This is a genomic window from Nocardioides sp. (assembly GCF_036374615.1).
In the GTDB taxonomy this organism is placed as follows: domain Bacteria; phylum Actinomycetota; class Actinomycetes; order Propionibacteriales; family Nocardioidaceae; genus Nocardioides.
In genome coordinates, this window is sequence record NZ_DASUTK010000170.1 from 45,688 (window position 1) to 58,728 (window position 13,041).

Annotated in this window: 12 protein-coding genes; 3 read left to right on the forward strand and 9 right to left on the reverse strand. The window is 72.1% G+C overall.

The annotated features are described in order from the left end of the window. Positions 1-8: 8 nt before the first annotated feature. The 8 genes from VFZ39_RS13305 to VFZ39_RS13340 are packed head-to-tail and all read right to left on the reverse strand — an operon-like array spanning position 9 to position 6,358. Positions 9-692, reverse strand: a complete 684-nt coding sequence (locus VFZ39_RS13305) for a fumarylacetoacetate hydrolase family protein (RefSeq protein ID WP_330866250.1) — start codon at positions 690-692, stop codon at positions 9-11. Positions 693-699: 7 nt separating this feature from the next. Then, a complete protein-coding gene (locus tag VFZ39_RS13310) occupies positions 700-1,131 on the reverse strand; it encodes a cupin domain-containing protein (RefSeq protein ID WP_330866251.1) in 432 nt (143 codons plus the stop codon). Next, positions 1,128-2,024: an NAD(P)-dependent oxidoreductase gene (locus VFZ39_RS13315; protein ID WP_330866252.1), complete on the reverse strand. Its 897-nt coding sequence runs from the start codon at positions 2,022-2,024 to the stop codon at positions 1,128-1,130. The genes VFZ39_RS13310 and VFZ39_RS13315 overlap by 4 nt, the downstream gene beginning before the upstream one ends. 14 nt (positions 2,025-2,038) lie before the next feature. Then, complete coding sequence (locus tag VFZ39_RS13320; protein WP_330866253.1) at positions 2,039-2,683, reverse strand: carboxymuconolactone decarboxylase; 645 nt, start codon at positions 2,681-2,683, stop codon at positions 2,039-2,041. Between the two features lie 24 nt (positions 2,684-2,707). Continuing rightward, the gene (locus tag VFZ39_RS13325) at positions 2,708-4,732 is read right to left on the reverse strand and encodes a molybdopterin cofactor-binding domain-containing protein (protein WP_330866254.1); all 2,025 of its coding nucleotides are present in this window, start codon (positions 4,730-4,732) and stop codon (positions 2,708-2,710) included. Next, positions 4,729-5,187 carry a (2Fe-2S)-binding protein gene (locus VFZ39_RS13330; protein WP_330866255.1) on the reverse strand — a complete coding sequence of 153 codons (459 nt, stop codon included), beginning with the start codon at positions 5,185-5,187 and terminating at the stop codon, positions 4,729-4,731. The genes VFZ39_RS13325 and VFZ39_RS13330 overlap by 4 nt, the downstream gene beginning before the upstream one ends. Further along, entirely contained in the window at positions 5,184-5,840 is a 657-nt protein-coding gene (locus tag VFZ39_RS13335; protein WP_330866256.1) for a GntR family transcriptional regulator, read from the reverse strand. Before VFZ39_RS13335 ends, VFZ39_RS13330 begins: the two co-directional genes overlap by 4 nt. Continuing rightward, positions 5,837-6,358 (reverse strand): VOC family protein, encoded by a 522-nt coding sequence (locus VFZ39_RS13340; protein WP_330866257.1) that lies wholly within the window; start codon positions 6,356-6,358, stop codon positions 5,837-5,839. Before VFZ39_RS13340 ends, VFZ39_RS13335 begins: the two co-directional genes overlap by 4 nt. A 134-nt stretch (positions 6,359-6,492) precedes the next feature. Between VFZ39_RS13340 and VFZ39_RS13345 the strand changes: the two genes are divergently transcribed. The 3 genes from VFZ39_RS13345 to VFZ39_RS13355 are packed head-to-tail and all read left to right on the forward strand — an operon-like array spanning position 6,493 to position 11,326. Continuing rightward, complete coding sequence (locus tag VFZ39_RS13345) at positions 6,493-8,673, forward strand: alpha-ketoacid dehydrogenase subunit alpha/beta (RefSeq protein WP_330866258.1); 2,181 nt, start codon at positions 6,493-6,495, stop codon at positions 8,671-8,673. Positions 8,674-8,675: 2 nt separating this feature from the next. Further along, entirely contained in the window at positions 8,676-9,887 is a 1,212-nt protein-coding gene (locus VFZ39_RS13350; RefSeq protein WP_330866259.1) for a dihydrolipoamide acetyltransferase family protein, read from the forward strand. 47 nt (positions 9,888-9,934) lie between these two features. Beyond that, entirely contained in the window at positions 9,935-11,326 is a 1,392-nt protein-coding gene (locus VFZ39_RS13355) for an amidohydrolase family protein (protein ID WP_330866260.1), read from the forward strand. Position 11,327: 1 nt separating this feature from the next. On the opposite strand, the gene VFZ39_RS13360 is transcribed toward VFZ39_RS13355, so the two are convergent. After that, positions 11,328-12,881, reverse strand: a complete 1,554-nt coding sequence (locus tag VFZ39_RS13360) for an NAD(P)/FAD-dependent oxidoreductase (protein WP_330866261.1) — start codon at positions 12,879-12,881, stop codon at positions 11,328-11,330. Positions 12,882-13,041: the final 160 nt, after the last annotated feature.

Genomic DNA, 13,041 nt, shown 5'->3' on the forward strand with positions numbered 1-13,041 from the left:
GGCCGGGGTCAGCTGATCGTCACGCCGACCTCGCCCAGTCCGGACGCCGTCACGACCCACGACCCACCTCCGGAGATGTCGATCGGCGGGACGACCGAGCCGGTGATCACGACGTCCCCGGCCGACAGCCGTGCGCCGCCATGAGCCAGGGTGTCGGCCACCGACGCGAGCACGAAGCCGAGCTCGCCGGTGAGCTCCTCCGGCGTCGACGTCGACGCCACTGCGGATCCGTCGCGAGCCACCGAGAACGAGAGGGTCCCGGGCCGCGCGGGTGCCACCGGGCCGAACAGCACGTGCCGGTGGAAGATGTTGCCGGCCACGATCGCCTCGACGTCGTCCGGAGGCAGGTCGACGTCCGCGAGCTCGAGCGCGACCGACCACTCGCTGACGGCGGCCAGCGCCGTCGCGGCCGAGGCGCCCGACTCGACGGGAACGCCCAGGTGCGCTGCGACCTCGGCCTCGAGCACCGGTCGTGTCCAACCGGAGACATCGACGACGTCCCCAGGAGAGAGCACCCGGTCGTGCGTCAGGAACCCCACGAGCGGTCGGGCGAGATCGAGCGCAGCCAGGGACGAGGGCGAGCCGAAGCCGACCTTCCAGCCGAGGTGGCGGGCACCCGACGTGAGGACATGTGCCCGCAGCTCGAGCATCCGCGCCGTTCCGCGCGCGATCCGTGGATCGAGATCGCTCACGACAAGGTCACGTCGGGTCGTCGAACGAGTCGGCGGGTCCCGGCAGCGCGTAACCGGCCGCGGCCAGCGAACCGGCCCCGCTCCAGCCCCAGATCAGCAGCACGTCGTCGTCGCCGGTGTTGACGAAGCCGTGCCAGTTCCCTCGCGGCGTGAAGATCACGTCGCCGGCCTGCGACGGCTCTCGCCCGGAGTTGGTGTGGATCTCCCCGCGCCCGGACATGACCACCAGGAACTCGTCTGCATCGGTGTGGAGGTGTCGGTCGTGGCGCGCGCCGGGCGGCAGCACGGTGCGGCCGACGGTCAGGCGGTCGGAGCCGCCCCGCTCGGCGTTGATGAGATACTGCACCTGCATGTCCACCCAGCCCTCGTCCTCTCGCAGGTTCTGCTCGAGCGGCACGTCGTCGAGGGAGGTGCGGTACGGCGGTTTCGGGTCCGTCACGACGACGTCACCCCCGCGGCCCGGCGGTAGACATCGGCGACGCTGACCAGGAAGTCGCGGCCGGCGAGGTCGCTGCTGCGCGCGGCGCTCAGCATCTCGCTGGCCGCCGAGCACGTGGGGAGCATCGCGCCCAGCCGCCGTCCGAGCTCCTGGGCCAGCACCAGGTCCTTCTGCTGCAGCTCGACGTCGGCGAAGACGGTGTCGTCGTCGACCAGCAGCGGTGCGCGGTACCCGATCACCGGCGACGCGACCACGCTCTTGAGCGCGGCGTCGACGACCGCGGCGCGATCGACGCCGGCCTTCTCGGCCAGGGTCACCGCTTCGGCGAAGGCCGTCACCGACACCACGAGGGTGAGGTTGATGGCGACCTTCGTGAGGATGGCGTGGCCGTTGGGCCCGATGTAGGTGACCTTCGGGCCGATCGCGTGAAGCAGCTGCTCGACGTGGTTGTACGCCGCGCGGTCGCCGCCGACCATGACCGACATCTGACCCGCGGCCAGCGTCGCCGGGCTGCCCGAGACGGGAGTGTCGAGGTACCGGGCACCCGTCGTGGCGACCTCCTCGGCGAGCGCGACGCTGGCGTCGGGAGCGATCGTGCTGAGGTCCGCCCAGACCTTGCCGGCCGAGAGACCGGCGAGCAGGCCGTCCTCACCCTCGGCCGCCTCCTGCACCGCCGCGGTGTTCGTGAGCATCGTGAAGACCACGTCGCACTGCTCGGCTGCCTCCCGAGGAGTCGCCGCCCAGCCCATTCCGGCCGCGATCAGGTCCTCGGCCCTGGCCTTGGTGCGGTTCCAGCCGACGACCAGGTGCCCGGCGTCCATGATCCGGCGCGCGATGCCGCTGCCCATGGCTCCGAGTCCGACGAAGCCGACGGTGTCGATCGCCCTGAACACCTCGCGGGGTCCGATCAGCGGGCCCTGCCGGGCGTCCCGGCGGCCCAGTAGTCCGGCTTCGCCTTCGACGCGGCCAGCGTCTCGGCGTCCTCGAATCCCGGTGCCAACGACGCCGACGTGCCGGCCATGTACTGGTGGTGGTCGACGTCGAGCAGCCGGATCCAGCTCTGCTGCCCGAACGTCAGCGCGATGACGCAGCCGAGCTCGACCAGCTCCTCCTCGCTGAAGTGGGCGTACAGCCGGGACCACAGGCCGTCGCGGTCGTCCTCGTTCCAGGCGATCGCCTGGGCGTAGGCGAGCGCAGCCTTCTGCCGCTCGTCGAACCGGTCGGAGGTCTCGAAGTTGAGCAGGTCGTCGTACTGTCCCTCGACCAGGCCCTCGTTGCTGCCCTTGACCGAGCGTTGGTTCCCGCAGAACTCGCAGGTCACCGTGCGTGAGATGTAGACCCGGCACAGCTCCTTGATCGCGTGGTCGCACACGCCGTTGCGGAACATCTTCTCCCAGGGTTCGGCGAACGCCCAGAACGCCGCCGGGACGTGCGCCCGCACCGCGTTGGTCTCCGGGCGCGGCGTGCCCTCGCGGGCGCTGCGGTCCATCTCGGCCTGCATCCGCTCGTCCATCTCCTCGTACGGCACGTACGAGATGCGCGGCTTGCTCATGGTGACTCCTTCGGTGGTGGTTCCTCAGTCGGATTCCTGGATGGCCCGGACCACGGCGTCGGCCGTGAGCGGGAGGTCTCTCACGCGCACCCCGAGTGCGCGGTGCACGGCGTTGGCGATCGCGGCAGCGGTGGGTCCCTGCGCGGCCTCACCGGCCCCGACCGACGGCGCGTGGCTCGGGACGAGGTGGACGACGACGTCGGGCGCCTCGGAGAACCGCAGCACGGGGTAGCGCTCCCAGTCCCCGCTCAGCAGCCGACGCCGGTCGAATCTCACCCGCTCCCGGATCGTCCAGCTGGTCGCCTGGATCGCCCCGCCCTCGAGCTGGTTGCGCGCGCCGTCGGGGTTGACCACGAGTCCGAGGTCAGCCACCACGACCAGCCGCCGGACGCGTACGTCGCTGCCTGCCTCGACGTCCGCCACGACGGCGCAGTAGGCGCCGCGGTCCTTGTAGCGTGCGTAGCCCAGCCCGCGTCCGGTGTCGTCCGCCAGCGGCTCCTCCCACTCGGCCAGGCGGGCGGCCTCGGACACGACGTGGGCGGCCCGTGGGTCGGAGAGGTGGTCGAGCCGGAACCGCACCGGGTCTGCGTCGGCCGCCTCGGCCAGCTCGTCGAGGAAGCTCTCGATGGCGAACACGTTGAGGTAGGCGCCCAGGGCGCGCATCGCCGAGGTGCGCAACGGCGAGTCGGTCTTGCGGTGTCCGGCCACGAAGCGTGGGCCGACGTCGTACCCGGGAACGGCATTGCGTGTGGTGCCGCCCCCGCCGCGCAGCGGTGGGTCGGTCGAGGGCGGCAGGGGTGACGCCTCAGCGAGTTGGGCGCCGGCCAGCAGGCCGGGGCTGCCGGAGTACCCCGGTCGTGCGGTGTGCCCTTGGCTCCAGACCTCGTAGTGCCAGCCGGAGATCCGTCCGTCCGACAACGACGCTCGAACGGTCGCGGTCATGGCCGAGGCGAGCGGCCCCCACGTGAGCTCGTCGGCGCGGGTCCACCGCAGCAGCACCGGTCGCCCCGGGACGGCGCGCGCCAGCAGCACAGCGTCGAACGCCGCGTCGTCGGCGGCGTTGTGGCCGTAGCACCCGGCGTTCTCGACGTGCTCGACCTCGACCGTCGCGGGGTGGCGCCCGAGGGCGTCGGTGATGGCGTCGCGCAGCGAGTGGATGCCCTGGCTGTGCGACCAGACGTGGACGCCGTCGTCGTCCCAGAGCGCGAGCCCTGCGCTCGGCGCGATCGAGGCGTGCACCAGGAACGGGCGCGAGTACGACGACTCGAGCACGCCGTCACCCGGGGCGGACGGCGCACCCGTCTCGTCGAGGACCGGTATCTCGTCGTGCGTCCCCGACCGCAACCAGGGCGCGAGGTCGTCGTCGTCGGGGAGCAGGTCCTGCTCGAACCAGGCCACGTCGCGGGCCAGCTGTTCCAGACCGCGGTCGACGTCGGCCTCGCGCTCGCCGACGACGCCGAGGAACGAGCCGTCACGCACCAGCGTCACGCCCGGCGCCTTCCAACCGTCCGGGACGGCCCGGAGGGCGGCGCCCACGGACGGCGGGCGCAGCACGCGACCGTGCAGGAGGCCCTCGGGCCGGAGGTCCGCCAGGAATCGCGGTCGCCCGAGCACCTTGTCCGGCAGGTCGAGACGCGGCTCGCTCCGGCCGACGGCGGTGGCAGGTCCGGCCGGGAGCGGCTCGTGCCGGGTCAGGTCGAGGGCGGGGTCGAGATCTGCGATCCGCGCGACGTACTCGGCAACCGGCGTCGTCGGGCCGGCGAGCGCGCGGACGACTCCGCCCACATGGGCGAGGGCCGGGCTGCTCTGGAAGACCGAGCGGCTCCCGGACGTGAGGCCCTGGTCGGGTCCGAGTCGGGTGTGGGGCGCGACCATCACGATCCGGTCGAGCGGGAGGCCGAGCGCGTCGGCCGCCAGCTGGGCCTGGGCGGTGGAGATCCCCTGCCCGAGCTCGACCTTGCCCATCCGGACCTGCACCCGCCCGCCGGCCACGCCGATCCACCGGCCCAGCTCGGGGTTGGCCGCGACGTCGGTGGCGATCTCGGTCACGACGCGGGCTCCCGTGCGGCGAGCACCGCGTCGAGGATCCTCCGGTGCGAGCCACACCGGCACAGGTTCCGGTCGAGCGACTCGGCGACCCGGTCGGCGTCGGCGTCCGGCTCGTCGGCGAGCAGGGCGGCGGCCCTGACCACGACGCCCGAGATGCAGAACCCGCACTGGGCCGCCTGCCGCTCGAGGATCGCGCGCTGCACAGGATGCGGCTCGCCGCCCGCGGCCAGCCCCTCCACGGTGGTCACCGACTGTCCCTCGACCTGCGACAACGGCGTCTGGCACGACGGCACGGCGGCTCCGTCGACCAGCACGAAGCAGGCGCCGCACAGTCCCTGACCGCATCCGAAGCGGGTGCCGACCAGGCCCAGGTCGTCGCGCAACGCGGTCAGCAGCGGCGTGTCGGGTTCGCCGTCGATGCTCACCGCGGAGCCGTTGACCCGGAAGTCGGTCACTCGAAGACCTCCGGGTGGTGGCTCAGCTCGATCCGAGTACGTCGGATGTGCCCCTCCAGGAACCGCTCGGCGTCGTCTCCGTCGCGGCGCACCACGGCGTCGAGGATCAGGCGGTGCTCGGCGTTCACGATCCACATCCGGCTCCGACCGCCGAGCGCGACGAAGCTGCGCCGGTAGTGCTGGGTGGAGTTCCACAGCCGGGTCACGTTCGACATCAGGGGGTCGATGTGGCACCCCGAGTAGGTGAGCATGTGGAACTCGCGGTCGAGGTCGAGGAACTTCTCGAGGTCCTCGTTCGCCTCGATCTGGCGCTGGACCTGCTCGAGCCGTTCGTGGTCGGACTCCGACAGCCGCTCCAGGGACTCCACGAGCGCCAACGGCTCCAGCTGCTCGCGCATCCGGTAGATGACGTCGACCTCGTGGGGCGAGAGCCGCGGCACGGTGGCTCCCTTGTGCGGCTCGTGGGTGGTGAGACCTTCCGCCTCGAGCATCCGCAGCGCCTCGCGGACGGGGAGCCGGCTGGCGCCGAGCCGATCGGCGATGTCCTCCTGCCGGATCCGCATCCCCGGGCGCAGCTCGCCGCCGAGGATCGCCTCGCGCAGGTACGCCGCCACGCGGTTGCTGCTGACGCCGGAGGCGGCCGACTCGGTCACGGCGCCACCCCCTTCGCGGCGGCCCGCTCCCGGTCGTAACGCTTGCCGCCCGGGTAGGACACCAGCTCCCACTGCATGCCCCACGGGCTGCGGAAGTAGATCCAGCGGTTGCCCTCTCCCGGGCCGCGGCTCGCCGTCGGCCCGTCGAACACCTCGATCCCGGCAGCGCGCAGGTGCTCGACCGCCAGGTCCAGGTCGTCGACGTACAACGCGACATGATGACCGCCGATGTCGCTGTTGCGCGGGATGGCGTTCTCCTGGTCGGGAGAGGTGTAGTGGAAGACCTCGAACAGGGTCGTGGCCCCGCACCGGAAGAACCGGTTCTCGACGATCACCGCGCGCGGGTGCACCTGGAGGTGGGTCGCCATCCAGTCGTCGTCCTCGTCAGGGTGGGCGAAGGGCCCGAGCGAGTAGAGGTACTCGCACCCGAGCACGTCCACCAGGAAGCGGTGGGCCTCGTCGAGGTCGGGCACCGTGAACCCGATGTGGTCGACCCGCTGCAGGCCGGGCAGTCCCATCCGGCACCCCTTCTGGATCCGAAACGTCTCTCGATGTCAGGAAAGCACGGCTACCTGAGCGGTGTCCATCCCTCCGGACCTAGATTTTGGATCCAATCCTGTGTCAGAGTGACAGGGTCTTCGAAGGAGGAGCCATGCCCCAGCATCGCCCGCTCGAGCCCGCCTCGCCGTGGGTCGAGGTGGTCGTCGACGACCACGACTGGGACACCGCGGACCCTGCGCTGCTGCGCACCTTCCTGGCCCAGCTGGTCCGGATCCGCGCCTTCGAGCAGTACGTGCTCGAGCTCGCCGGCGCCGGGCTGATCCACGGGCCGGCGCACTCGAGCATCGGTCAGGAGGGCGGCGCCGTCGGGTCGGTGCTCGCGCTCACCAGCGACGACACCGTCAACGGGTCCCACCGCGGACACCACCAGTTCCTCGCGAAGGCGCTCCACCACGTCGAGCCGAAGGGCATGGACCCGCTGGCCGACCCCAGCGACGAGGTGCGGGAGGTGCTGCTCCGGACGCTCGCCGAGATCTGCGGCCTCGACCGCGGCTGGAGCCACGGCCGCGGGGGCTCGATGCACCTGCAGTGGAAGGAGGCCGGCGCGATGGGCACCAACGCCATCGTCGGCGGCGGCGTGCCGCAGGCCGCGGGCTTCGCGTTCGCCCACCAGCGCTCCGCCACCGACGCGGTCTCCGTCACCTACTTCGGCGACGGAGCGGTCAACATCGGCTCCACCCTCGAGACCATGAACCTCGCCGGCGCGTGGTCGCTGCCGGTCTGCTTCTTCATCGAGAACAACCAGTACGCCGTCTCGACCTCGGTCGAGGAGGCGACCGCCGAGCCCCGGCTCTCCGCTCGCGGGCTCGGCTTCAACCTCGCCTCCTGGAAGGTCGACGGGCAGGACCCGCTCGCGGTGCACCTCGCGATGACCGAAGCGGTCGACCACATGCGCCACGGCCGCGGCGCGTGTGTCGTCGAGGTCGACACCTACCGGTACTTCCACCAGAACGGCGGCTTCGCCGGCAGTGCGTTCGGCTACCGCGACAAGGAGGAGGAGAAGGCCTGGCGGGAGCGCGACCCGATCACCATCACCGCGCGCCACCTGGAGCGGCGCGGCCTGCTCGAGTCCGGCGAGGCCGACGAGGCGCTCGCCCGGGCGCGACGCGTGATGGAGGAGATCGGCGGACGCCTTCTCGAGCCGGTGCCGGACGGCAAGCCCGGCCAGCGCCGGATCCGTCCCGCCGAGTGGCCGGACCCCACGTGGGTCGACGTCGGCGTGCGCGGTGACCTGAGCGAGCTCGACGACGCACCGATCGTCGCGGCCGACGGCCACGCCGTACCCGTGCAGGAGACCAAGCTGGTCGAGTCGATCGCGGCCGTGCTCGGCCGCCGGATGGAGACCGACCCCGGCGTCGTCGTCCTGGGGGAGGACGTCCACCGCCTGAACGGCGGCACCAACGGCGCGACGCGCGGCCTCGCCGAACGCTTTCCCGACCGGGTGCTCGGCACCCCCATCAGCGAGAACGCGTTCACCGGTCTCGCGTGCGGCATCGCGCTCGACGGCCGGTTCACCCCCGTCGTCGAGTTCATGTACGCCGACTTCATGTGGGTCGCGGCCGACCAGCTCTTCAACCAGGTCGCCAAGGCGCGGCACATGTACGGCGGCGACGGTGCCGTCCCGCTGGTGCTCCGCAGCAAGGTCGCGATGGGGACCGGCTACGGCTCGCAGCACTCGATGGACCCGGCCGGCATCTTCGCGACCTCCGCGGGCTGGCGGATCGTCGCGCCCACCACGCCGTACGACTACGTCGGCCTGATGAACACCGCCCTGCGCTGCCACGACCCCGTCGTGGTCCTCGAGCACGTCGACCTCTACAACGCGGTCGGCCCGGGGCCGGCCGACGACCTCGACTACTGCCTGCCGGTCGGCAAGGCGGCCGTCCGCCGGGAGGGGAGCGACGTCACGATCCTCAGCTACCTCGGGATGGTCCGGTTCGTGCTCGAGGCGGTCGAGGAGTTCGGGCAGGTCGACGCCGAGGTGGTCGACCTGCGCTGGCTCGACCGCGCCAGCATCGACTGGGACACGATCGAGGCAAGCCTCACCAAGACCAACCAGGTGCTGATCGCGGAGCAGGGTGCTGTCGGCACGTCGTACGGCGGCTGGCTGGCCGACGAGATCCACCGGCGGTACTTCGACCTGCTCGACGCGCCGGTCCGCCGCGTCACCGGATCGGAGGCATCTCCGAGCATCAGCAAGGTGCTCGAGCGGGCCGCGATCGCCCAGAAGGACGAGGTCATCGCCGAGCTCACCGAGATCGCGAGGTACTGAGCGTGCCGCGGCTGCTGCGGATGCCCGGCGTCTCCGCCAACGCGACCGACGCGGTGCTGTCGGACTGGCTGGTGGCCGAGGCCGGGGAGTTCAGCGCGTCCGATGCCCTGGCCACGATCGAGACGGACAAGGCGCTCGTCGACGTCGAGGCCGACGACTCCGGCGTGGTCCTGAAGACGCTCGTGGTCCCGGGCACCCGCGTGGAGGTCGGAGCACCGATCGCGGTGCTGGGCGCCCCCGGCGAGCGCGTGGACGACCTCGACGCGTTGCTGCGCGACCTCGGCGTCGCGACGCCTGCGCCGGCGAGCAACGGCCGGGTGTTCGCCAGCCCACTCGCCCGCAGGATGGCCCGTGACGCCAACATCCCGATCGAGGAGGTCCCTGGCACGGGCCCGCGGCAGCGCGTGCTCCGCCGCGACGTCGAGAGTGCTCTGGCCGCCCGCGCCAGCGCGGCCTCGACGTCGTCGGTGGTCGAGGTGCGAGGAGCCCCAGCGCCGAGCCTCGAGACCCCCGATGACGGCCACCCGTCCTACGAGGACGTCCCGCACAGCCGTGTCCGCCGGCTCACCGCCGAGCGGCTCGTGGCGAGCAAGCGCGAGGCACCCCACTTCTACCTGCGGGCGACCGTTCGCGCCGAACGACTGGTCGCGCTGCGGGCCGAGCTCAACGACGCGCTGGGCGAGGACGGCGTCAAGGTCTCGGTCAACGACCTGGTCGTGATGGCGGTCGCCGCCGCTCATCGCCGGGTGCCCGAGCTCAACGTCACCTGGACCGACGACGCAGTCCGCCGCTGGCACAGCGTCGACGTCGCGGTCGCCGTGGCGACCGACCGCGGGCTGGTGACGCCGGTCCTCCGCGACGTGGGGAACCGCAGCATCACCTCGATCGCAGCCGCCGTGCGAGAGCTGGCCGGTCAGGCCCGCGAGGGCCGGCTGCGTCAGGAGGGGCTCGAGGGCGGCTCGATCACCGTCACCAACCTCGGCATGTACGGCGTCGAAGAGTTCGCCGCGATCATCAACCCGCCGCACGCCGCGATCCTCGCGGTCGGCTCCGTGCGCGAGGAGCCGGTGGTCGAGGACGGCGCCGTCGTCCCCGGCTCGGTCATGACGCTCACCCTGTCGGTCGACCACCGGCCCGTCGACGGTGTCGTGGCCGCGCGCTGGCTGGCGGCGCTGACAGAGCTGCTGGAGCGACCGGTCCGGTTGCTCGCCTGACTCCGGCGCCGCCCGGCGCCGCCGACACCTGGGAGGAACCCGTGGAGATGAGCAGGAGAACCGTGCTGGGCGGTGCCGCGGCAGCGGGAACCGTGACCTCGGCCGCGGTAGCGGCCCCGGCAGCCGCCGGACGCGGCCGTGGCGCGCCGAGGCATCGCGAGTACGTCGTGACGGGGGCGCACGTGGTGTCGATGGATCCCGAGATCGGCGACCTCGAGGACGCCGACGTCCACGTGAGGAACGGCCGGATCGTGGCCGTGGGACGCGACCTGCGGGTGCGGGCCCCGAAGCTCGACGGCAGCGGCATGATCGCGATGCCGGGCCTGGTCGACACCCACTGGCACCTCTGGACGACCCTCTACCGCGCGATGTCGAGCTCGTCGCCGGAGACGGCGTACTTCGCGCTCAACATCGCGAACGGGGTCCGGTGCCTGCCGTCGGACCTCTACCACGGGGCCCGGCTGGCGCTGATCGATGCCCTGAACACCGGCATCACCACCGTCCACGACTGGTCGCACAACCTGCGCTCCCCGGACCACGCGGACGCGAACCTCCGTGCGCACCAGGAGATCGGGCTGCGAGGCCGGTTCTCCTACGGCACGCCCCAGGGTCATCCCGGGACCGAGCTGGTCGACCTCGACGACATCGCTCGTGTCCAGCGTGAGTGGTTCGACGCCGGTCGGCTGCCGTTGCTCCACCTCGGCCTGGCCGGTCGCCCGCCGGGACTCGTCGGCGAGGCGGTCTTCCGCCCCGAGTACGACGCCGCTCAGGAGCTCGGCATCCCGGTCAGCTACCACGCCAACTCCAACCGCGCGCACGGCGACATCGGGATGATCCGGATGCTCGCGGAGGAGGACATGCTGACGCCCGACACCCAGCTGATCCATGCGCTCTTCACGACTGAGGCCGAGCGGGCGGCCGTCCGCGACAGCGGCGCCTCGGTCAGCATCAGCCCCTGGTCGGAGCTCCTGATCGGGTACGGCGTCACGCCGGTCGGTGAGATGGAGGCCAGCGGGATGCTGCTGACCCTGTCGGTGGACACCATGTCGCTGGTGGGATCGGCCGACCTCTGGTCCGTGCTCCGGCTGACGACCGGTCTCTACCGCGGCATCGCCGAGCAGGAGCTGGCGGTCGGCACCCGGCGGATCCTCGAGATGGCGACGATCGACGCCGCCCGCAGCCTGGGTCTCGGCGACGTCGTCGGCTCGCTGACGCCGGGCAAGCGGGCCGACCTGATCCTGGTCCGCCGGCACGACGTGGCGACCGCTCCGGTCACCGACGTGTCGAACACGCTCGCGCTCGCGACCGGCGCGGAGAACGTGGACACGGTCATCGTCGACGGTCGGCTGCGCAAGCACCACGGGGAGCTCGTCGACATCGACGAGGACCGGGTGGTGCGGGCGACCGAGCGGGCGCTCCAGGCCCTGCTGCGGCGGTGAGTCAGGTCGGGCCCATCACGGTCAGCGGGTCCATCCCGAGGCCGGTGAGCACGGCCCGGGCGGCGTTGCGGCCCGGCCGACCCGACACCGAGCCGCCGGGGTGGGTGGTCGACCCGGTCAGGTACAGGCCGGGGATGTCGGTGTCGTAGCGCTGCCAGCCGGCGACCACCTCGCCGTCGATGAGGAACTCGCCACCGTGGCAGGAGCCGCCGAGGTTCTGGGGGTTGTGGGCTGCGACGTCGACCGGCGACTCGGTGCGGACCGCGAGCACGTCCGCGGCACCCAGGCCCGCGCACCGACGCCGGACCAGCTCGACCAACGCGGCGCCGTAGTCGTCCTTGCTGGTCGCCCAGTCGCGACCGTCCGCGAGGTCCCAGGGAGCCATCGTCAGGATCTTGAACGTCCCCCCGCTGCCGTCGACGCGGGACGGGTCGACGGAGGTCTGGTTGACGACCAGCAGCCACGGGTCGTCCGCGTCCGGCTCGCCGGCCACGCACCGGTCGAGGTGACGCGCCATGCCGTCGGTGGTGCCCAGTCCGGCGGCGGCGCTGGCGACGCCCGCCTCGCCGTAGCCGAGGTCGCCCGTCAGGGCGGCGTGCACCGCGAGAACGCTGAGCCCGGGGCGCCACGCGTCGCGCGCCGCGAGCAGGTCCGCTGTCGGCTCCCGACCCACGACCTGGTCGGCGAGCTGCGTCAGGTGGCCGCCGGCGACCACGGCGCGGCCGACCGCTACCGAGTGTGCACCGACCTGGACCGCGACCACCCGCTCGCCGTCCGTGACCAGCCCGGTGACAGCGGCGTCGCAGACCACCTGGCCGCCGTGCGCGGTCAGCACGCGCACCAGCGCGTCGGGCAGTGCCTGGCTGCCGCCGACCGGTGTCGTCCAGCCGTGGTCGAGCCGCCCGACGGACAACGACGACGGCAGGAACCCCGTGCCCCGCCGGCGCGGGTCCTGCACGGTCGCCATCGCCAGCCAGAGCACGAACGACCGCACCACGGGGTGCTCGAAGGTTTCGTGGACGACGTCCCACGCCGATCGGTTTCGCAGGGCGAAGTAGGCCCGGGTGGTGTCGTCGTCGGGCTGAGGGAGGTGTGAGCTCCAGCGGCCGTGGGCCGCCCCCAGCCCCGTGCGCCACGCCGTGACCATGGCCTCGAACGCGCGGGCGTCGCGTTCGGACCACCGGCTCAGCTCAGCGGCCGTGGCCTCGAGGTCGGGCCGCATCACCAGCACGTCGCCGTCCGGCTGGGGCATCACGACCGCCGGGTCGGTGGTGAGGTAGCGCAGCCCGTGCTCAGCCACGAGCCCGAGCTCGTCGTCGCGGATCAGCGGGTTGTTCTGGATGAGGACGTGGGCACTGCTGCACGAGTCGTGGGCGTAGCCCGGCAGGGTCAGCTGCTCGGTCCGGGTGTTGCCGCCGACCGTCGGACCGGCCTCGAGGACGAGCACCTGCAGCCCGGCCCGGGCGAGGTAGCTGGCCGCGACCAGCGGGTTGTGGCCGGCTCCCACGACCACGACGTCGGCGTGGTCGGGCAGGGCAGGCTCCAGGTCGGTCATGGGCCGCTCCTCTCGTGCGGGGTTCAGGGTGGCAGGGACAGCAACCGATTGCAAACAAGTACGAAATGTCGCCCATCCCTTGACACCGTATGGCGCGGGTCACAACACTGGCGGTGCCGCAATCGATTGCGGCGATGGCTGGTGGAGCACCGAGGAGGAA